Source organism: Pseudomonas sp. 10C3, from assembly GCF_036346185.1.
Lineage (GTDB): Bacteria > Pseudomonadota > Gammaproteobacteria > Pseudomonadales > Pseudomonadaceae > Aquipseudomonas.
On the sequence record NZ_JASJVE010000007.1, the window covers coordinates 24,493 to 46,131 of the forward strand.

Annotated in this window: 17 protein-coding genes; 5 read left to right on the top strand and 12 right to left on the bottom strand. The window is 58.9% G+C overall.

Annotated elements, in window-relative coordinates:
- Positions 1-53: 53 nt before the first annotated feature.
- From QN399_RS08230 to QN399_RS08245, 4 genes are all read left to right on the top strand, one after another.
- Entirely contained in the window at positions 54-875 is an 822-nt protein-coding gene (locus QN399_RS08230; RefSeq protein ID WP_330200799.1) for a hypothetical protein, read from the top strand.
- Positions 872-4,192, top strand: a complete 3,321-nt coding sequence (locus tag QN399_RS08235; RefSeq protein ID WP_330200800.1) for a LysM domain-containing protein — start codon at positions 872-874, stop codon at positions 4,190-4,192. The genes QN399_RS08230 and QN399_RS08235 overlap by 4 nt, the downstream gene beginning before the upstream one ends.
- On the top strand, positions 4,177-5,169 hold the full coding sequence (locus QN399_RS08240; RefSeq protein ID WP_322178246.1) for a sel1 repeat family protein: 993 nt from the start codon (positions 4,177-4,179) through the stop codon (positions 5,167-5,169). The genes QN399_RS08235 and QN399_RS08240 overlap by 16 nt, the downstream gene beginning before the upstream one ends.
- Positions 5,170-5,319: 150 nt before the next feature.
- Entirely contained in the window at positions 5,320-6,510 is a 1,191-nt protein-coding gene (locus tag QN399_RS08245; protein ID WP_330200801.1) for a hypothetical protein, read from the top strand.
- 17 nt (positions 6,511-6,527) lie between these two features.
- Here QN399_RS08245 and QN399_RS08250 read toward each other — a convergent pair whose 3' ends face one another.
- From QN399_RS08250 to QN399_RS08305, 12 genes are all read right to left on the bottom strand, one after another.
- Entirely contained in the window at positions 6,528-7,145 is a 618-nt protein-coding gene (locus QN399_RS08250; RefSeq protein ID WP_323565853.1) for a glutathione S-transferase, read from the bottom strand.
- Between the two features lie 21 nt (positions 7,146-7,166).
- On the bottom strand, positions 7,167-7,679 hold the full coding sequence (locus QN399_RS08255; protein WP_322178248.1) for a peptidylprolyl isomerase: 513 nt from the start codon (positions 7,677-7,679) through the stop codon (positions 7,167-7,169).
- 118 nt (positions 7,680-7,797) lie between these two features.
- Positions 7,798-11,454 (bottom strand): AAA family ATPase, encoded by a 3,657-nt coding sequence (locus QN399_RS08260; protein WP_330200802.1) that lies wholly within the window; start codon positions 11,452-11,454, stop codon positions 7,798-7,800.
- Positions 11,451-12,695 (bottom strand): exonuclease SbcCD subunit D C-terminal domain-containing protein, encoded by a 1,245-nt coding sequence (locus QN399_RS08265; protein ID WP_330200803.1) that lies wholly within the window; start codon positions 12,693-12,695, stop codon positions 11,451-11,453. The genes QN399_RS08260 and QN399_RS08265 overlap by 4 nt, the downstream gene beginning before the upstream one ends.
- A gap of 94 nt (positions 12,696-12,789) precedes the next feature.
- Positions 12,790-14,457 carry a BatD family protein gene (locus QN399_RS08270; RefSeq protein WP_330200804.1) on the bottom strand — a complete coding sequence of 556 codons (1,668 nt, stop codon included), beginning with the start codon at positions 14,455-14,457 and terminating at the stop codon, positions 12,790-12,792.
- Entirely contained in the window at positions 14,454-16,193 is a 1,740-nt protein-coding gene (locus tag QN399_RS08275; RefSeq protein WP_330200805.1) for a VWA domain-containing protein, read from the bottom strand. The genes QN399_RS08270 and QN399_RS08275 overlap by 4 nt, the downstream gene beginning before the upstream one ends.
- Entirely contained in the window at positions 16,190-17,260 is a 1,071-nt protein-coding gene (locus QN399_RS08280; RefSeq protein WP_322178253.1) for a VWA domain-containing protein, read from the bottom strand. The genes QN399_RS08275 and QN399_RS08280 overlap by 4 nt, the downstream gene beginning before the upstream one ends.
- The gene (locus QN399_RS08285; protein WP_322178254.1) at positions 17,253-17,747 is read right to left on the bottom strand and encodes a DUF4381 domain-containing protein; all 495 of its coding nucleotides are present in this window, start codon (positions 17,745-17,747) and stop codon (positions 17,253-17,255) included. The genes QN399_RS08280 and QN399_RS08285 overlap by 8 nt, the downstream gene beginning before the upstream one ends.
- On the bottom strand, positions 17,744-18,688 hold the full coding sequence (locus QN399_RS08290; protein WP_322178255.1) for a DUF58 domain-containing protein: 945 nt from the start codon (positions 18,686-18,688) through the stop codon (positions 17,744-17,746). Before QN399_RS08290 ends, QN399_RS08285 begins: the two co-directional genes overlap by 4 nt.
- Positions 18,689-18,692: 4 nt before the next feature.
- Complete coding sequence (locus QN399_RS08295) at positions 18,693-19,652, bottom strand: MoxR family ATPase (protein WP_219061506.1); 960 nt, start codon at positions 19,650-19,652, stop codon at positions 18,693-18,695.
- A gap of 220 nt (positions 19,653-19,872) precedes the next feature.
- Positions 19,873-20,622 (bottom strand): amidohydrolase family protein, encoded by a 750-nt coding sequence (locus QN399_RS08300; protein ID WP_330200806.1) that lies wholly within the window; start codon positions 20,620-20,622, stop codon positions 19,873-19,875.
- Positions 20,623-20,666: 44 nt separating this feature from the next.
- Positions 20,667-21,026, bottom strand: coding sequence for a hypothetical protein (locus QN399_RS08305; RefSeq protein WP_322178257.1), 360 nt, complete (start codon positions 21,024-21,026; stop codon positions 20,667-20,669).
- 173 nt (positions 21,027-21,199) lie between these two features.
- Here QN399_RS08305 and QN399_RS08310 point away from each other — a divergent pair, with 173 nt between their 5' ends.
- Entirely contained in the window at positions 21,200-21,418 is a 219-nt protein-coding gene (locus QN399_RS08310) for an alkylphosphonate utilization protein (RefSeq protein ID WP_257604287.1), read from the top strand.
- Positions 21,419-21,639: the final 221 nt, after the last annotated feature.

Below are 21,639 nucleotides of genomic sequence, written 5' to 3' on the forward strand. Positions count from 1 at the left end.
CGTCATCCACTGCATGTTTCGTCCTTTCTGGCAGACCTATCAAAGGACGGCTTATGTCTGACGCGATCATCCGGTTTCTTGAGCGTCCCACCCTGAACGGCCCTCGACTGGAACAGGGGCAGAAGATAGCGTTCCTTATCGAAGCCGCCCACGCGCCTGCCGCATGGACGGTACTGATGCAGCAAGGCGCGCAGTACAGCGTTGACCGGCTGTGGTTCGGCACGCCGTTTCAGGCGCACATGGCCCAAGGGCCCTCCTGGTTTTTGGTCAACACAGTGTGCATCGACGGGTTGGCGCAGGTGTGTCATCAACGCCCCGCCGGCATGGCCTTGACCTGCACCGACCCGCCGCAGGCACTGGCGCATGCCCGAACATTGCTGAGCATGATCCCGACGAACGTATTGTCGATTCACGACCCCGCTATCTGGGCCGCGCTGGCAATGGAAAACACCCGGCAACACGCCTGCCTGTTCGGGCCGTGGAGTGAGGTTTACACCCCGGTTCCTGGCGTTAATCCCGCATCACGTCAGTGGCATGTCTGGAAAGCCGAAACACCCGCCACAGGGCCCTGCGAATACCCCCTCGTTTTCCCCGACACCCTGTACTCGACCTACAAGGACATCCGCTGGCTGCACTGGCTACGGCAGAACCCACAGCACTTTGCCCAGGTGCCAGACAACGAACTGCCTCGCGCAGTCAGCAACCTCAATTTCTTCGTGAAGCACGGCATCGGTATCGACCGTGACCTGTTGCAGCTCTCTGCGCTAATCACCCACGGCGACGTGCGTGAGCGCGAAGACCTGCTCCCGATCCTCACCTCGCGCGAACGGCCACAGCGTCGGGTCGAGCAACTGCTACAGGGATTACAGCCATGACCACTCACATTTATACCGTCCAGGAAGGCGACACCCTCAGCGGTCTCGCGCAGCGATTGAACAGCGGTGTTGACGAATTACGACGTCTCAATCCCTTTATCAACAATCCGAACTACATCCGCACTGGGTGGACATTGAATGTGCCGGACACCACCAACGCGCGCGTGGCGGACAACCCGGCGCTCGCACCCGACACCAGCGCTCTGGAGGTGTTGCACCTCGACCCCGTTGCCGCGCCGCCTGAACACTGCACCGTCAATTTCTGCGGCGAGCAGCCGTGCACGCGAGACACCCATTACGCCGACGTTATTTATGAAGTCGGTCAGGAACGCTTCTGGCTGTTGCGCGAACACACCCTGAATACGCTGGTCGCCGCTGCCGATAGTCTACAAAAGAAGCTGCTGACCACTAATCCCGACTCACGGATCAACGCCCTGAATGACGCGGGCCTGCTGGAGCCTTTTCTCGAACCCAAAACCAACAGTTTTCTGGATGCCCAAGACAGCCAGCGGTATCTCGAAATCGAGCATGAGTTGGGCCAGACAGGGCGCGACCTCGGACGTCTGGGGATACGCGAAGAGGGCTTGCAGGACGTCAAACACGTACCGAGTCTCACGGTTGAGCAGCTCAGACACGTCAACCAACAGCAACAGGCCGCCCTGCCGTTACGCCGCGAACTGGCTGCACTCGATGCCAAGGGCCATAAAATCGGCCTCGAACGCGGCTATAGCTTTGAAGACGGTCATCTGTACAGCGCCGAGGCGATGAAAGCTCGCGAGATCATCCAGCGTTATCTCAAACAGCGCCAGATTCTGGTGGACCTCGGCAAACCTCATTTCAGCCAGCAAGAAATCGAGCAATTCTCCCGAGAGCAGGCCCAACTGCTCACAGAGATTGATAGTGCGACTCGTGACCTCACTTCACCGCGACTGGACATTGCGCAATGGGTACGGAATTCGACAGGAAAGTTTCATTATTCCGAACTGGTAAAAACCCTTCTCGAAGCCGCCGCCTACGGCCTGGCCTTGCCCGAATACGCTCTGCAAGGCGACAACGGGGATATTCAGCACGGGTTCGAGGAGTACGAGAAATACCACGCCTGGCTCAGGCAAAAAGCAGCCCTGGATCAACACGTCGAAAAATCATTCGACAATTGGGTCAATGTCGCCAAACAACAGCCTCCGAGCAGCCTGTTCACCACGGAAGCCGTGCAGTGGCAGGCACTCGAAGCCCAAGAACAGGCGCTGAAGAAAAAAGCCGAAGATTTCGTCAAACGCTCAAAACCCCTACGCCACCTGCTCTGGAACCCCGAGACCTTTGCGCCAAAACCGCAACAACGACTGGTACGCACTAACTTTCCGTTGCGAGAAATCAGCGTGCCCACCGAGCGCACGCGCCTGCGTCACTTGAGCCTCACCGACGTACTCAACCACCTCAACCAAAGCACCCGCGACCTGCTCAAGGACGACCTGAACAAAGCACTGGCCCAAGCCAAAGATCCCACCGTCAGAGTGACTGCGGGCAATACCAGTGCCGACCCGGATCTGTTCACCTCCTGGCTGAGAATGAACGACGCTCGGCCCGTTGAAATCCAGGCCGGCTGGTTCGACCGCAACGGCTTCTTCCAGCCCGAAACGTTCAAGCGCTACATCAAAACCGAAAAAATCTACATCGAGAACCTGCGCGACGACGCCACCTTCGATGCCTGGGGCAAAGACCTTGAACAGATCCTGTTCAAAAAAAGCATCCTCGGCCCATTGCGCTTATTCGATAACAGCCCGCAGGCGCGCTTGATCCGCTGCTTGACCCCGGCCCAGAGCAACGTGCAACTCGCCACTCAAACACTAGACCCCAGCGTCAGCCTGAAAAAAGGCCTGGGCGCGTCGGCCAACGTGACGCTGGACGTCAATCGGGCGCAGGGCGAAGTTGATGTGGCCTCGTTTGAGCTGCCAGGGAGGGCCGAGGCGACACCGAAAACGCTGAGCTACAAAAACGAAAACGACGACCAAGGCCAGAAAGTCGCAGACGGTATCGTCACGTTCGGAAAGTTTTGCCTGACCGGCAGCATCAAGGCCTGGGGCTTCGCCGGCGCCTCGATGATGCTCAGCGCCAACCTGCGCGTGGGGCCGAACAAACAGGAAAACGACGACCTGGGCCTCGACACCGGCCGCGACGCGGAGCGCCGCCTCAGCCGAGCGGAGACCGGCCTGAGACCCCACATCCGCCACGACGACCTCCTCGGCGGACAGTTCAACCTGTTCGCTGGCGTACAAGGTGGGGTCAAAATCAATGGCTCACTGCTCTGGACTCCGCCCGACGACCTGCTGACCCTGCGCCACCCGATCTTCAAGAAACACGTCGATAATGACGGTTGGCTGGAACTCGCCACCTTGGGCATCGACGCCTCCGCCGCATTGGGTGTCGGCACCAAGGCCGGGCTTAACCTGTCCCTGCAAAACGGCTACGTGATCCTGCGCATGAACGCCGCCATCATTGCCGGCCCCGGCGTGCAAGGCGCCTTCAACTTCGTCGTGGGCTACAAGGCCATTATTCAGATCCTGGATATCTTCAATAAAGCCCTGGTTGAAAACAACTATAAGAAAATGGTCTGGGTACAACCGGAGGCCTTCGCGTACTTCAGCAAACTGCAACTGCTCAGTGCGGTCGGCGTGGACATGCAGTGGGCTTTTTTGAGGGGGTATAACGTTGTGAGTCGGATGTATGACGCGATAAAGGCTGGCGGGCGGGCGGGGCCGATGGCTCACGAGATTTTTGATAAACAAGACGATCAGGAATTGAGGCGGTGGTATTCAACCTTGACGCCAGAGGGGTTGGGGTCGCTGCTGGATACGCTACTTCAAAGGCCAAGGGCGTTTGAAGTAGAAGCGCAGGGCGATATGGGTGGCACAAGGACGGTGAGGTATACAGCGCAGCAATGCCATTTATTGCAGCAGCACGCGATCGAAATCATTTTAACTTCCATCCATGAGAATGCCACGGCAAGCGCATATAACACGATCGGCTATGAAAGCCTGGCCTCGGCGCAAGAGCGGTTTGGCAAAGCAGTGCTGCGTTTTTCATCCTTTAATAAACCGGATAATCCCAAGTTTATTTATTGTGAAAATGTATACCGGATGAGTAATTTCATGGCGGCAAATGCTGGTGAAAAAATAGAAGATAGAATCATGCAGGAACGTTATAGAAAAGCGAGACGTCGATTGGGCGAGGCGATGGACACTGCCTGTGATTTTGCATCACAGACAAAATTCTGGAACCCAGATGCAGGGACGGAGCTGGCACCATGGCCAAGATATTGATTGTTGCAGTGAAACTAACCGGCCTGCTGTTGCTGTTCAGTCATTGCGCCTGGGCTCAATTGACACCAGAGCAAGAAGAGGCACGCAGCCAAGGTCTATTTTTCTTAAATATGATCAAGAGTGCAAAGGCAAGCCCCTTCCTTGAAATATCAGCCGAGGCTGGGGACACGGATTCACAGTATTACTTGGCTGAAATTCTTAGGCGGAACCAAAAAGTTATAACGCCGAGAGCTCAGGAGCTGTACGAAGCCGCCGCCGAAAAAGGTGATATTTACGCCATGATGCGGTTGGCCGATAAAGGTGATGACCTTTGTCACATCATGGAGAATTGTCCGCCTGATATAAAAACACCTCAAAAGTGGCTGGAAAGCGCTCGCTCACTGGCCAAAGAAAGAGCCGCTCAGGGGGATGGTGAGGCCATGCAGCAACTTTTCATGATAAGCGGTCATTTTGATTGGTTAGTCAAAGCAGCGGAGTCCGGCTTCCCTGATGCGCAGGAATGGCTCGGCTCTTTATATAAAGAAGGTGTTGGCACTTTTCTGATCCCCGGCAACCGGAAAAAGGAAATCGAGAAATGGTACCGGGCCTCGGCGGAAAGTGGCTATGCGCCGGGTATGAGTAGCTATGCCGATTTACTGCAAAAATTTGGAGATCTCAAAGGTGCTGGTTATTGGACAGAAAAAGCAGCCGAGGCCGGTCACTTTGGTTCTATGTCTAGTTACGCCGCGTGGACTGCTCATATGCCCGACGAAGTCGGCTACCCGCTTGATATGGTAAAAGCCTATGGTCTGACACTGCTCATGGCAGAAGCGGACCCCGGTAGAAGGCCGTCATCGCCCGGCTACGGAGGGCAAGTACTGCCAAGTGTCGCCGCCAAAATGACCCCCGAACAAATAGACGCCGGCAAAGCCTACGCCAAAGAGTGGGCGAAAACCCATCCGTCGCTGTCGAGATTCCCGCCTAGGTACGGATATTGATGCCGGCTGGACGCTCTCACGCCAATGCACGTAGGACCCATCCTCAAACTTCGCAAGACAACTCCCTACCTGTATCCCCCTCATTGAAACCATTCCTGTGTCGCCGCATCTTGCAGTTCTTCCGAACTTTTTTGTAGGCGACGCACTGCCATGTCAACGGCCAAACACCCTGTCCTCGATCAAACCGAATCCTTGCGTGCCGCCGCTGACCGACAGCAGTTAGGGTGCCTGGAAAGTACGTGGCTGGGCTGGAACGAGTTGCATCGTTTTGTTTGTTCTAAAGGGCATGTTTTTCTCAAGACCCCGAGACGGATGAGCCGAAGCCAGGAGAGTTGTCAGGCGTGTATTCAGGATCGCTTTACGGAGCGGGTCCGCGCCATTGCCCTGGAGGCCGGGGTGACGTGGCTGGATGAGCAGTGGCTGGGTGATGGCGTGCCCCATAACTTTCGTTGTTCGCAGGGGCACACGTGGCAACGTAAATCTTCGACCATGGGCTTACACCCTGATTGCAGCCTCTGCAAGCGAGACAAGGCCAGAAACCTCAAGGGGTTCTCCGACGGACTGACCCGTTTGCAGCAGATCGCTGCGCAGCACGGCGGGGTATGTTTGGCTGATGCTTACACCAGTACCCGTCAACGGTATGGTTTTCGCTGTGCCCAAGGGCACGTATGGGAGTCTCTAGGTGTCAATATCATGGGCGGCGCGTGGTGCCATGAGTGCGCGATCCAGCCCAGACTTATCCATGAAAAGGGGGTGGACGGACTGGCAAGGTTGCGTGAAGTGGCCGAACGCCATGGCGGAGTCTGCCTTGACCAGAAGTACCTGGGCGTAAAGCATCACTATCGCTTTCGTTGCGATGCCGGGCATGAGTGGATGAGGTTGGGGGCGAGCGCCTTGCATGGCAGCTGGTGTGTGACATGCCACCTGAAGGCGAAGACACTCACCCTTGATGACGCGCATCGGGCAGCAGCGGCAAAAGGAGGAACATGCCTGTCCACTGAGTATGTAAATGCCCAAATAAAGCTTCAATGGCAATGCCAGAACGGACATCGCTGGCTTGCCCCGATGGGGACTATCAGACAGGGTGGTTGGTGCAAACGGTGTCCAAAGAGCAGGCTAAGCCTCGACGATGCCCATCAGGCCGCGCGAGCAAGAGGTGGGAAATGCCTGTCCACCAAATACGAGAACTGCCACACAAAAATGCACTGGTTGTGCGAACGAGGGCATGGCTGGCACACCAATCTGTCAATCATACGTAATGGCCATTGGTGTCCTGAGTGCGCTCATATGGCGAAGGTAACCACTCTGAAGACGATGAAGCGATACTTGTCGGCTAAGTAAAGGGCGTTGGCCATGTGTCAGACCGGCTTGGTCATCACACCCATGAACAGCTCTGACGCGAGAAAGCGCTGTAACCAGGCCTGTAGGCGAGGGTAGGGGCTTTGCCAGAACCAGTCGGGGTCGACGTAGCAGAACTGCCGCACGAAGGGCGCCAGGGCGATGTCGGCCAGGGTCACGTGCTCAGCGGCCAGGAAGGTCCGTTGTAGCAGGCGTTTTTCGAGCTTTTGCAAAAACAGTGCACCCAGGTCGCGGTAGTGTTCCTGCGAGTGTTCAGGATGGCGGACCGCGTATTTGTAGTGATCCAGATGGTGCTTGAAGACGTGATCGTTTTCTTCGATCAATGCCCCGATGTCGCTCTGGGCCTGCGGGTCATTTGCCAGCAGCCAGTCATCGGGGTCGTTGAGCGCCAGTGCCCAGCGCATGATGCCCAGACTCTCGTCGATCACGCGTCCTCCCTCACAGATCAGGACGGGCACAGTGCCTTTGGGTGAATAGGCAAGCATGTGCGGCGGCTTTTCTTTGAGGCTGACTTCGCGAATGTCCAGTGCGCAGCCCGCGTAAAACAACGCCATGCGCGCACGCATGGCGTAGGGGCAGCGCCGGAAAGAGTAAAGAATCGGCGTCGCGGTGTTCACTGCGCTCAGCAACGGGTCTCTTTACGCTTCGGCAGGCAGTTGGCCGCAGTCGGCGATCACGACTTTTTTGCTGGTTTTGCCTGATTGCGAGCCCAGTGCTTCAATGGCCCTCACAACGTCCATGCCTTCGATGACTTTACCGAATACCACGTGTTTGCCATCCAGCCAGCTGGTGACGATGGTGGTGATGAAGAACTGGCTGCCGTTGGTGTTCGGGCCTGCGTTGGCCATGGACAGGTCGCCTGGCTCGGTGTGCTTCAGGGTGAAGTTCTCGTCCTTGAACTTTTCGCCGTAGATCGACTTGCCGCCGGTGCCGTTGTGGTTGGTGAAGTCACCGCCTTGCAGCATGAAGTCTTTGATCACGCGGTGGAACGAAGAGCCCTTGTAGTGCAGGCCGTCGCCTTTCTCGCCGGTGCACAGGGCACGGAAGTTCTCAGCGGTTTTCGGTGCCACGTCTTCGCGAAGTTCCATCACGATGCGACCCATTGGCTCGTCGTTGGCGGTGATGTCGAAAAATACTTTTGAATTGGACACGGGGAGTTACCTTCTCATTTGAGGTGGCGCAACGGGTCGCGCCGTGGGTGTGTAGGGTACAGAAATTCCGCTTGGCAGTTTTGTCTGACACAGGAAATGGGGGCTGCCTGTCGGTTTATCAATTGCTGACCTCAATCGTACTCAAACCATTGCCTTGGCGCCGCACCTGAATCTGCACGGGGATTCGCTCGTGCATTTCCTGCACATGAGAAATCACCCCCACTTTACGCCCTTGGGCTTGCAGGCCGTCGAGGGCATCCATGGCCAGTTGCAGGGATTCCGGGTCGAGGCTGCCGAAGCCTTCGTCGATGAACAGGGACTCGATTTTCAGCGTGCTCGACGCCATTGACGCCAGGCCCAGGGCCAGGGCCAACGACACGAGGAAGGTCTCGCCACCGGACAACGAATGCACCGAGCGCAGTTCATCGCCCATTTCGGTATCCATTACCAGCAAGCCCAACATGCTGCCGCCGCGCTTCAGGCGATAACGGCGCACCAGTTGCCGCAGCTGTGCGTTGGCATGGTGAACCAGCAGGTCAAGGTTGTAGGCCTGAGCGATCTTGCGGAACTTGTCGCCTTCGGCCGAACCGATCAGCGTGGCCAGGCGCGCCCAGCGTTGATACTGGGCATAGGCGTCGGCAATCTGTTGCGCCAACGCTTGATTGGCGTCTTGGCGGCGTTGATCGTCGGCTTGTTGGGCGCGCAGGTCGGCATTGAGGTGTTCGCTGGCGGCGCACTGCCCCTGCAGCTCGCTCAAGGCGCTGTCCAGTTGCTCGGCGCCAAGGTTGCCATTGGCTTGCGCTTGATGGCTGTGCAGGCGCTGTTCGCGCTCGTGCAGCAGGACCTTGGCTTGCTCGATGGCTTTTTCACTGTGCTGCAGGCGTTGGCGCAGTTGGCTGACGTGTTCATCGTCGACGCTCAGTAACTGTTCGAGAGCACTGTCATCCAGCTCGCTATGGCGGCTGCGCCATTCGGCAATCCTGGCGCTCAGCTCGCTGCGCTCTTGCTCCAGGCTTTGCAGGCGTTCCTGCCTGGCTTTGAGTTCGGCGGCGAGTTCGATCAGTTGGCTGCGTACGTCCTGCAACGCTTGGCTGGCGGCGCTTTCGACGTGACGCGCCTGTTCGACGGCGTGTTCCAGTTGTTGCTGCCAACGTTCAGCGCTGCGCTGTTCACCGGCTTGGCCACCCAGCAGTTCAGCGAGCGTTTGCTGGCTGGTGTGCTGCTGCTGGGCGAGGGCGGCGAAACGTTGTTGCAGGTCTTCCAGGTGCTTTGCGCGGGCGTGTTGCTGGAACTGCTCCTGCTCGATTTTTTGCTGACGTCCACTCTGTTCAAGCAGCTCATCGCGTTGCTGCTCAAGCTGGTCCAGGCGCTGGGTCACTTGCTGATCGAGCTGAATGACCGTCGCTGCGGCTTCGTTGCGCAAGCCATTGAGGATGTCGGCGGGCAGCAGTGGGGTGAAAGCCGCCAGTTCTTCTTCCAGTCGCTCATGGTCGCTGGCCAGTTGGCGCCGCTGTTCGGCCACATGTTGAGTAACGGTCTGGCTTGCTTCTGTGGCGCTTTGCAGTTGTTGCTGCAGGCGCCCGGCGTCTTGTTGCAGTTTGAGCAATGCGCTCTGGCGCTGTTCATCCTGGGTGATGTTTTGAGACAGCTGACTTAACTGCTGGCTCAGCCAGCCGTCGCGCTTGGCCGCGTCCTGCTCCAGGAGTCGGGTGCTGAGCGGATGAGCCTCGAGACTCGGGGTCAAGGCGCGTTGCTGTGTGGTCAATTGCTCCTGTTGGTGCAGGAATTCTTTTTGCTGAGCGATCAACCCACTGACGCAGGTACGCAGGTCGACCAGTTTTTCTTTCAGCGTGTCCACAGCTTTCAGGGCGTTGGCTTCTTCGCTTTCGTCATGCCGGGTCAGGCTTTGCAGCAGGGCTTCAGGCTGATGATACGGATGCTCGCGACTGCCACACACCGGGCACGGTTGATCGTCCTGCAACTGTTCGCGCAATTCTTCAACGCTGGCGCTACGAGCCAGGCGCTGGCGCTCCAGCAGTTGCTGAGTGACTGCCAGGGTTTGCTCGGCGACCTTGAGTTCATCCTTGGCCTGAATCCCCTCGCGGTTGAGGTGCTCGCGCTGTTGCTGGGCATGCTGCTGTTTCTGTGCAAGCGCCAGCGAACGCGTGTCGAGTTCCTGCTGCTCGGTCCATAAACGCGCAAGGTCTTCGAAGGCCCGTTGCTGTTTGCGATTGTCTTGCAGCAGGCTGCCGAGGATCTGGATTTGCTCAGCGACGGCATGCGCTTCGGCACCGGCTTCGTGGTACAGCAGCTCCAGGGCGCTACGTTGCTCGGTGAGATGTTGGCTGACGCTGGCGGCACGCTGCTCAAGCTGCGGCAACTCGATTTGGCCCTGTTTCAAGCGGCTGCCGATCTGCATCACTTGCTTCAGGCGTTCGCGGTAGGCATTCCAGGCTTCGCTGAGCGGAGCCAATGCGCTGCTCTGCTCAAGCTGTCCGGCAATTCGCTGCAGGCGCTCGGCTACTTGGTGTTGCTGGTCAAGCAGGCCTTGCAGGGCGCTTTGTCCCTGAATGCACTGTTGCTCCGCCTGTTGTTTGAGTTCAGTGGTCTGGTTCAGTTCGTCGATCAAGCGCGCGACGGTGCTTTGGGTTTCGAAGGCTTGACGTAACAGCGGTGTGGCGTCGGTCTGCTGCTGCTGAGCGTTGAGCAACGCTGCGTGGGCATCGACCTGGGTTTTCTCAAGCTGTGTCTGCTGGGCTTGACGTTCGATCTGCAGCTGTCGATGTTGCTGAATCTGCGCCACCAGCGGGCTGAGCTGGGCATTCAGTTCGGCCTGGCGAGCGAACGGGTGACGTTGCGGCGCGAGGTGTTCCAGTTGGGCCAGCTTCAGACGTTCGGCGCTCTGGCCGTCCCACTGCAATTGGGCCTGTTGCAGTTGTTCGGCAGCGCTTTGCTGTTCGTCCTGCAACTGATGCAGGGCCTTGAGCCAGTGGTGCTGAAGCTCGAGTTGCTTGAGTTGCGCTTGCTGAGTTTTCAGCTGTTGTTGGGCTTCGTTGAAACGCTGGTCGAGTTCGGCGCGGGCCTCTGGCGCTAGCGGTGTTACACCGGTGGCCAGTGCTTTCAGATCTTCATGGACCTTTTCCGCTTCCTTGCTCTTGCTGTAGGCGCGCCGGCCCAGTTGGCTGTAGATCGCAGTGTCAGTGAGCTTTTCCAGAAGCTCGCTGCGCTCTTTGTCATCGGCCTTGAGGAAGGCGCTGAACTCGCTTTGCGCCAGCATGACGGCGCGGGTGAACTGTTCGAAGTTCAGGCCCAGGCGCGCTTCGAGCATGGTTTTGTATTCGGTTTTGTTCTGGCTGCTCAACACCTGTTCGCTGTCCAGATCGGTCAGGGTCTGGCGGCTTGCCTGGAGTTTTTTGCTGGCGTTGTCCCGTGCGCGGTTGGTTTCCCAGCGGGCACGGTAACGACGGCTGTCGATGCCGACGAAATCCACTTCGGCGTAGCCGCTGCCAGTGCCGCGCCGCAGCAAGGTGCGCGGGTCGTTGGTGCTGATATCACCGTCGATTTCCGGCACTTTGGACTGACCGACATTGCTCAGCCGTGGGATGGCGCCAAATAACGCCAGGCACAGCGCGTCGAGCAGGGTGCTTTTGCCGGCCCCGGTCGGTCCAGTGATGGCGAACAAGCCAGCACTGGCCAATGGTTCAGCGGTGAAATCCAGCTCGAACGGACCCGCGAGGGAGGCAAGGTTTTTCAGGCGAATGGCGAGAATTTTCATGGCTGTTCGCTCTCCAGTTGTACGTCCTGCAAGAGCGTGGCGAAATCCTTGAGGGTTTGTTCGTCGACCTCGCTGCCGTAGCTGTCCTGCCAGGCGCGGCTGAACAGTTCCAGGGGACTGAGTTGGTCAAGGTCGATCAGGCCGTTGCCGCTGTCATCGCCCTCGGCGCCGCCGTTGCCCGCATATTCGGTGGCGATGCGGACCAAACGCACGGCCTTGCCCTGCAGCACGGTTTCGATTTGCTGGCGCAGGTCCGGTTGCGGTTCGTCGAGGCGCACCCGAACCTCCAGCCAGGGTTGGCGTTCGATGTCCGCCAGCAGATCGATATTTGGCAGGGACGCTAGTTGCACCAATAACTCCGCCATAGGTGCAGGACCGACGCGTTGCAGATTGACTGCGCGAGGAATCAAGCAGGGTTCGACGCTGATCAACTGATCGCCGTCGCAATTGATTTCGAGAATCTGATGCTGATAGCCGATCTCCGAAAACGATAGCGGGATCGGCGAGCCGCTGTAGCGGATGCGATCTTCACCGTTGACCTTCTGCGGTTTGTGCAAGTGGCCAAGGGCAACGTAGGTGATGCTCGGACCGAACAGGCTGGCGGGCAGGGCCTCGGCGTTGCCGATGATCAGGCTGCGTTCAGAGTCTTCGGACACCGAGCCGCCGGCCATGTGCGCGTGGCTGATGGCGATCAATGCCTGTCCCGGCTGGCGTTTGAGGTTGGCGGCTTCGATCAGCAGTTCATGGACCCGGCCAATACCGCGCAAGTAGTCGTCGCCCAGGGTGGCGCCCGTGACTTCTGCGGGCCGAAGAAAGGGCAGCGCCAGGCACCAGGCGCCGATTTCGCCGCTGGCCTTGGGTAACGGCAGCAGCAGGCGCTCGGCATCCAGTTGTCCGTCATCGAGCCATAACACCCGTCCCAGGGCATGGGTGCGCAAACGGCGCATCAGTGGTGCGGGCAGTTCGATGCGCGAGCCGGAGTCGTGGTTGCCAGCGATCATCACAATGGTCAGCAGCGGCAGCTGTTCGTGAGCGTTGACGATGAAGTCGTACAGGCGCTCCTGGGCTTTGACTGGCGGGTTGACGGTGTCGAAAATGTCCCCCGCGATCAACAGTACGTCAGGCTGGCGGTCGACCAGGCGGCCCCGCAGCCAGGTCAGAAAGCAGGCGTGTTCGAAGTCTCGCTCCTGGCCATGCAGGTTCTGGCCAAGGTGCCAGTCGGAGGTGTGGAACAAACGCATGGGGAATCCTTGTACAGCCTGATAGGAGCGGACTTGTCCGCGAAGAGGCCGGGTCAGTCAATGAAGATCGAATAAAAACCGCAGATATTCAAAATTATTTCGGGTACAGCGGCGGCAGGCTGGTGTCGGTGGCCGGATTCTGAACCCGCTCACCTGCTGGCAATGTACGCACGGCGCGCCACAGTTCTTCACCTTGCCAGTACTGGCCTGCCTCGCTGTACAGCGCGCCGTTCAGGCCGTCGAGGGCGTCGGACAAGGGTACGAAACGTGCAGCCATGTCGGCCAGGGTTTCCGGTTGTTGGCGGGCCCAGGCATCCAGCGCCTGGCGGGTCGCCTGCGGATCGTTGGACAGACTGGCACGTTTGAGTTCATCAAGTACGGTGCGTGGGCTCGGACCCGCTTGCACAACCCGCGACACTGCCGGTTGCCAACGCGCGCGCCACCATAGGCCAAAGCCGAGCAGGGTAGTGCAGGCCAGAAGTAATGTACTCAGTTGCCATGGCCACAACGATTGCCCTGCGATGGTCATGCCGTTCGCATCGGTGCTCACCGGAGTGTTCAGAGACAGACTCGGGTTATTCACCACCTGAAGGGTGCGTGCGGGGAGACTGCTGTGTTCCAGATGATCGTCAAGGGTGTTCCACCAGACCACGTCCACTGCCGGTAAGTCGATTGCGCCTGTGCGTGTAGGCACCAGGGCTTCACGTTCTTCGCGGCTGCCGATCAGGCCCCGCTCGCTGGTCAGGTTGGCCAGTTGAGGTTGGTCGGGGTAGCGACGCAGGCCGCTGACGTCGGTGCTGGGCAGTGGCGTCAGTTGCGCGCTCGACAAGCCTTCGGCGCGGATCGTCAGGCTACGGGTCAGGGAGTCGCCGAGCAGGATGTGTTCCGGTTCCGGTTCCGGGTTCCAGGCTTCGCTCAGGCTCACGCTGCGTGCGGGCAACCATGGGGCGTCGGCAGGGTAGTCGGTGGGCTGGGGTTTTATCCACAGGGGGATTTCGGCGGAGCTGACGTGCACCTGCTTGCCTGGCTTCGGCCCCGTCGGGTTGACACCCTGAGCCTGTCCCTGATTCTGGGCTTGAGCGTCCTGCACCAACGTTGCACTGAAGACTTGCGCGGGAATCAGCAACTCACCGCTGTGCTGTGGATAAATCGCATAGCGTATCTCAATGACACCGTGGCGAATGCCATTGATCAGTTTTTCATAGGTGCGCGAATCACCGAGTTTTTCGATCCGTGCATCCGGGATCTGCAGAGGCGTCAGGTTGCTGTCATCGAACAGTGCGACCGAGTGATAGACGCGCAGGGTCAGCACGACCTGAGCTTGAACGTAGACGTTTTCCTGATCGAGGCTGGCGTCGATGAACACGGGCGCCAGCGTCTCTTGGTCCTGGGCTTCGCTTTGTACCACTTGCAATGTGATCGGCTGACTTTTCAGCTCGCCCAGTTGCAACGAGGGGATGACCACGGTGCCGTTCTGCTTCGGCAGCAGGGTAATGATCCAGCGGGTGGTGGCTTGAGCGCCGCCGTCCAGGGTGGTCAGGTGGTTGATCTGCCGCGTGCCGTGTACGTCGAAGTTAACCTCCAGCACGGTCAGATCGGGTTTGCCGAACAACGTGACGTCATTGGATTCCAGGGTCAGCTCTACGGTTTCGCCGGAGTTCAGGCGTGCGCGATCGACGCTGGCCACCAGCTCTGCAGCCTGAGCCGACAGCGTCATAAGACCTAGCATGAGGCTGATCAATAAAGTGTACGGGCGACTCATCGGGTTTGTTCCTGACGCTGTTGCTGTTCATACCAGAATTTACGTCGCAACAATTCGCCGGGATCGTCCGGGATCTGTCGCAACCATTGTTCCAGAGCTTGTCGTCGTTCTCCGTCGAGGGCGGTGTCGGCGGGTTTTATCGGTGGTCGGGTGGTGTTTTCATCGCCCAGTTGTGAGCCAGGTACGTCGTTGCCGCCAGCCGGGCTGTTCGGGTTGCTGGTGACGGTGTTGTTATTGGCGCTGCTGTCGTCGCCTGATGGGGGTAGCGGCTGATTTGGATTCTGCGGTGCTGTCGCCGCGCCAGCTTGTGGACTTTCGCCGATGTCGTCTTTTTTGCTGCCGTCCGGCTTGTTGGGGTTGGAGGCCTGTTGCTGCTTGTCCTGTTCCAGCAAACGCTCGACCAGCGCCTTGTTTTTCAAAGCCGGTTGCAAATCGGGCTGGCGTTCCAGGGCCTGTTCATAGGCATCCAGCGCGGCTTCCAGTTCGCCAGCCCTGGCCAGCGCATTGCCGCGATTATAGTGGTCGGCGGCGTTGTTGCCTTCAGCAAATCGCTGAGCGGCACTGGCGTAGTCGCCGGCCTGGTACAGCGCCAGACCTTGCCATTGGCTGTCCTTGAAGTGTTGTGCAGCTTCGGCAGGCCGACCTTGTTCGAGCAGGCGCTGGCCCTGCTGGTCGGGCCGCAACCACAGGTCGTTGAACTCGAAAGCATAGCTGGGCTGTGGAAGCATGAATAACAGCGGCAGGCACAACAACCAGCCTCGGCGCCCGGCGCAGGCCGCGAGCAATAATAGTGGCAGCAGCAGCCACGGACCCTGATCGTCCCAGCTGTCCAGATGCACGGTCTGGCCATCGCTGCGCAGGCTTTGCGGACTGTCGAACAGGCCCAGTCCTCGCAGGTCGGAGTCATCCAGGGAGGCCTGACGATAGCGCCCGTCGATCTGGTTGGCGAAGTCTTTCAGGCTTGGGCTGTCCAGGCGAGGCAGGAGGATCGCGCCTTGTGGGTCTCTGAGAAAGCCCCCTTTTTCCTGCATGACCGGCGCACCGTCGGCGGTGCCAACGCCGAGGATCAGCAGCGGGTTAGACTGTCGGCTCAAAGCCTCGCGGATGCCTTGGCGTTCCTGTTCGCCGAGTGACGAGCCGATCAACAGCAAGCGCCCTTGGCCCTGCGCACTTTGCTTAAGTAGGGCAAGTGCGTTGGTTACCGCCAGATCGGCGCGGTGGCCGGCTTCAGGCATGATAGAGGGCTTGAGCGCGTCGAGCAGGTTACGACTGGTGGTCAGGTCGTCAGACAGCGGCACCAAGGTGTGAGCACTACCGGCATAGACGATGATCGCCGTTTGCGAATCGCTGCGGCTCTGCAACAGGTCGAGCAGTTTACGTCGCGCCTGCTCCAGGCGAGTCGGCGGAGTGTCGGTGGCGAGCATTTCCGGGGTCAACTCGAGCAACACGACCAACGGGTCGGCGGGCTTCTGGCTGGATTGCTCGACGTGCTGCCAACTCGGTCCGAGCAACGCCAGCACGGCGAGGGTCCAGGCCAGGCCCAGCGCAACCCACGGCAATTTGCTGTCTCGACCACTGCCGCCTCCGAGCAGTACCGCGTGGAAAGCCACAGGCAAGATCATCTGCCAGCGTCCTGCACGTTTTTGTCGGTGCCAGAGTTGCCACAGCAACCAGCCCAGCAGCGGTAGTAGCAGCAACCACCAAGGCCTGAGCCAGTGCGGCCAGAATGTGATCATCGACGCCTCCGCAAACGCTTGAGTCGCTGACGCCATTGCTCATTCGACGGCAGAAAAACTTTCTGCTTGAAGAAGCGTTGCAGCAGGTTGTTCGGAAAGCGTTCGCGGATAACCAACAGCATACTCAATAGCAGCGCGCCGGCCAGCGGCCAGTGATACAACGCCTGGGTCGAGCGTGCTTGGGTAGGCTGTTGGGCGACCGGCTCCAGGGTATCGAGTGTTTGTCTGATTTTTTGCAATTGTTGGCCGTCGCGGGCACGAAAATATGTGCCCCCGGTGATGTCGGCAATGTGTTTAAGGGTGGGCTCGTCCAGGTCCAGGCTCGGGTTCAATCCCGGCATGCCTAGCGTTGCGCCTTGTTCCGGGTCGGCACCGATGCCAATCGGGTAGATTTTGACCCCTTCATTGGCGGCCAGGCGCGCGGCGGTCAGCGGATCGATTTCGCCGCCGTTGTTGGCGCCGTCAGTGACCAGCACCAACACCCGGCTTTGTGCCGGGCGCAGACGCAGACGCTTGAGACCCAGGCCGATGGCGTCGCCGATGGCTGTGTTTTTTCCGGCGATGCCAATCCGTGCTTCATCCAGCCAGATACGCACGGTGTGTCGGTCGAAGGTCAGAGGTGACTGAAGATAGGCCTTGCTGCCAAACAGGATCAGGCCAACACGATCACCTTCACGACTTTCGAGAAAGTCTCCCAGCAAATTTTTGACCAGGGTCAAGCGGCTGACCTCATCGCCGTTCCAGTGCATGTCGGGGTAGTCCATGGAACCGGAGACATCAACGGCCACTAACAAGTCGCGGCCACTGGCAGCAATTGGCAGCGGCTCACCCAGCCACTCTGGACGGGCAGCGGCCATCAGCAATAACAGCCATAGCAGAATGAGTGGTGCCTGTTGCCGCCACCCAGGCAAACTGGTCCGTGCCCGACGTCCGGCCAGACCTTCCAGCTCGCTGAGAAAACTGACCTCGAGTGCTGCTTCACCGCTGTCTGCCACAGGCAACAGTATCCTCATCAGCCAGGGCAGAGGCAGCAGGGCGAAGACCCACGGCCAGGCGAACTCAAACATGTTTGCGAATCCAGGTGTCGACCGCCTGATTCAGGCCGGTGATAGCTTTGTCATCGAGTTTGCACTCCGGTTTGTACGCGCCTTCGACCAGCACCATCCAGCGGGTCAGGCCCGCAGCGGGACACCGGTTGTCGAGAAAGGCCAGCCACTTGCGGCCGTTCAAGGTGTGACTTTGGCTGTAGGGATAGTGGTTGCGGCACAGGCGCTTGAGCAACGCGTTGATTTGCTGCAGCCAGGCGCCAGCAGGTGCTCCGTCGTAAGGCTTGGGCAGTCCGGCGAGTTCTTCCAGGGCCGCGACCCTCAACGGATCCAGGGGTTGCTCGGCACGGCTGACCGGGCGCTTGCCGGGCCAGTAACGACGCAAACGCCACAGCCACCACGCCGCCACTGGAAGTAAGAACAAAAGCAGCCACCAGCCCGGCGCCGGTGGCCAGAGGCTGACCGCCGCGGGAGGGATCAGCGGTTGCAATTGCTCCAGGTTATTCATGGTTGTTTACCGGGACGCTGGGGATTCAGGTATTCGCGCAGCTGCTCGACCATTTCGCTCTGTGTGCTCAGTGGCATCAATGGCACACGCAGTTTTTGCGCGAGTAATTCCCAGTGTGCAACGCGGGCTTCGCCTTGAGCACGATAGGCCTGGCGCAAGTCTGGTTTGAGGGTGTCGAGTTCCAACTGCGCGCCGCGTTCGGAGAAGCGTAACAGGCCGGCTGCCGGCAAAGCGTGATCCAGTGGGTCGGACAGCGGCAACAGCAGCAGATCGCAATGCCTGGACAGCAGACTCAGTTGCTGCTCGGCCGCATCGGACAGCGCCCGCTCATCGCAGATCACGATCACCAGGCTGCCGGGGCGCAGCACTTCACGGGCGCGGCGCAGGGCGGTGCCAAAAGCGTCACGGTCGGCGGGAATTTCGGTGTGCAGTGATTGATTGACCCGCACCAGCCGGTTGAGCAACTGCAACAGGCTCTGCTTGCTGCGCCGGGGTTTGATCTCATAGTGCTCGTTGTCGCCGAACACCAGACCGCCGACCCGGTCGTTATGGCTCAGGGCGGCCCAGCCGATGAGTGCCGCAGCCTGAGCGGCGAGGACCGATTTGAACATCAGGCCCGACCCGAAAAACAGCCGACGGCTTTGTTCCACCAGAATGAAGATGGGACGTTCGCGCTCTTCATGGAACAGCTTGGTGTGCGGCTCCTGGGTGCGGGCGGTGACACGCCAGTCGATGGTGCGCACGTCGTCGCCAGCCTGGTAAACCCGCACCTGATCGAAGTCCACGCCACGCCCGCGCAGCTTCGAGTGGTGCAGGCCGATCAACGGGCTGCGCTGGCTCGGGGTGGAAAACAACTGCACTTCGCGCACGCGATGGCGCATCTCGATCAGCTCAGCGAGGCTGACGCGAATTCCCGGTTCGGCAATCGGTTGGGGTTGCATGGGGTCAGGCGACAGCCACGACGTCGAGGATGCGCTGGATCACGCGGTCCTGATCGATACCGGCGGCTTCCGCTTCGAACGACAGAATAATACGGTGGCGCAACACGTCGAACAGCACCGCCTGAATATCTTCGGGGCTGACGAAATCCCGGCCAGCCAGCCAGGCATGAGCCCGTGCGCAGCGGTCCAGGGCAATCGAGCCACGCGGGCTGGCGCCGTAAGCAATCCAGTCGGCCATTTCCGGGTCGAACTTGGCGGGTGTGCGCGTGGCCATCACCAGCTGTACCAGGTATTCCTCCACCGCATCGGCCATATACAGCCCGAGGATTTCCTTGCGTGCAGCGAAAATCGCCTGCTGGCTGACCCGGCGTTCTGGCTTGGTTTCACCATTAAGTGCTTCGCCGCGAGCTTGCTGAAGGATCTTGCGTTCGACTGCCGCGTCCGGGAAGCCGATTTTGACGTGCATCAGGAAGCGGTCGAGCTGGGCCTCGGGCAGCGGATAGGTGCCCTCCTGCTCGATGGGGTTCTGCGTCGCCATCACCAGAAATAGCGGCGACAGTTCATAGGTGCTGCGCCCGACACTGACCTGACGTTCGGCCATGGCCTCCAGCAAGGCTGACTGAACCTTGGCCGGGGCCCGGTTGATTTCGTCGGCGAGCACCAGATTGTGGAAGATCGGCCCCTGTTGGAAGACGAAGCTGCCCGTTTCCGGACGATAGATCTCGGTGCCGGTGATGTCGGCAGGCAGCAAGTCAGGGGTGAATTGAATGCGGTGGAATTGTGCTTCGACGCCTTCGGCCAGTTCCTTGATCGCTTTGGTCTTGGCCAGACCCGGTGCGCCCTCGACCAGCATGTGGCCGTCAGCGAGCAGGGCAATCAACAGCCGCTCGATCAGTTTTTCCTGGCCGAGAATCTGCGTTGAGAGAAAGGTTCGCAGCGCAATCAGCGCTTCACGATGTTCCATCGTTGACTGTTCCTGGCAGGGTGACCGACAGCGTCAAACGACGCTGAGGTTGGGGGTGTTACTTTAATCCATCCGGGGCTGTGCCGACTAACGGCTATGGGCTTTTTTCCGGGATTGTCGGATTTAACCTGCGTAAATATCGGAATTGTCTGACGTGTCGTGTTTAAGCTGTGTAGGAGATTGCTGCTGGATAAATCTCCATCACGGCCTTCCGCAGTACTTACACCCGATAAAATGCCGTCGCATTGTCCCACAGCGCCAGCCGTGCGCCTTGTTCGCCCACTGCATCGATCAGCAGTTCGATATCGCTCGCTGCAAACGGCCGTGGCGCACGAGTGGAGGGCAGGTCGGTGCCGAACATCAGGGCGTGGGGGTTGGCGGCGAAAATGTCTTTTAGTGTCGAGGCTGCCGGGAAGTCCACCCGACCAAAACCGCAGGCCTTGATACGTACGCCTTTTTCGGCCAGACGCAGGACGCTGGGCAGACCCTCTTTGCTCAAACCCAGATGATCAATGCTGATCGCCGGCAATTGCAGCAGGCGTTGTTCAATCTCGGGCAACTCACGGGAGTCGATGTACAGCTCAGAGTGCCATCCCACTTGCTCGTGCACGCGATGGGCCAGCGCTTCAAGCTGGTCCAGTTGCTCCGAACCGCCACGCTTGAGGTTAAAGCGCAGTGCGCGCACCCCAAAGCCATTCAGGGTTTGCAGTTCGGCGCTGGTCACGCGGTCTGGCAATTGGGTCACGCCGACGAAGCCTGACCCTAGTCGATGCAGGGCGTCGAGCAGATAACCTTGATCGAAGCCCTGGAAAGAACCGGACACCACCGCACCGCCGGTGACGCCCAGTGGCCGGGTTTGGGCCAGGTAATCCTCGACGGTAAAAGGTTCGGGCAGATAACCGTTGTTGGGCACCAGGGGAAAGCGCGAATCGATGATGTGGCAGTGGGCATCGAAAATCGGTGGGGTCATGACTGTTCCCGTCTTAGTGTCGGTTGACGATCAAGCGATGGGGTTCAGGCAATTTCGCTGACGTAGGTGCCGATGTCTTCCAGAATGATCTGCAAGGTTTCCTGGACATCACGCAACTCGTCCGCCGGTGTTGTGTGACGAATTTCATAGGTGACATGACCCTCGAGCTGCTCAGCGTCGGCGGGGTCGATTTCAACCAGCAGGCGTTCGGCGCTGAAGGTGACTTTCAAGTTTTCCAGGGTCAGTGTCTTGTCGTCACCGACTGTGATCTCCACCTGATTCTCGTCAGGGAAGCGGGTCAGCGAGAACAGATCGCCTGTTTCCCCGTGGCAGCAGAACAAGGCCATATCGTCGTATTCGTCATCGCAAGGGTTGACGATGAGGGCGGTCGCGTTGATTTGCATGATGGTTTCCTGATCTATCGAGGCAGACAAAATTTGATTTTGCCAGTCTCGGCGATTGTTTGTCGGTTAATTACACGCTATGTCCCAGTGGCCTGCTAGGTTTTTATTGGGCGGGGCAGGGGCTATAATGCGGGCCATTACACCTTCGTAATGCTTAAGAATGTTTACTCGATATGACCCTGATTGTTAGAGACAGCAATGGTACCCAACTGGCCGACGGCGACTCAGTGACGCTGATTAAGGACCTTAAAGTCAAAGGCACTTCGGTCACGCTCAAGCGTGGCACCATGGTCAAGGGCATTCGCCTGACCGATAACGAAGATGAAGTTGAATGCAAGGTCGAGAAAGTCAAAGGCTTGGTATTGCGTACCGAGTTCTTGAAAAAAGCCTGATCCCTGATCATCGGCTGCTTGTCCAGGGGTGCGCAATCGCACCCCGTGACGTTTTATCCACAATCCCCCGCTTCATCCGGCTGGCTGTGATCCTCTTCTCAGTCTCGGCAATGCCTTCCCTTGATCATTCAAGAACACCTGATTCGGTGTCGACCTCTATTTAGAGGGGATTTCGCGCGCCTGTTACGTGCCGATGACCGAATATGTCGCAGCACCGCAAG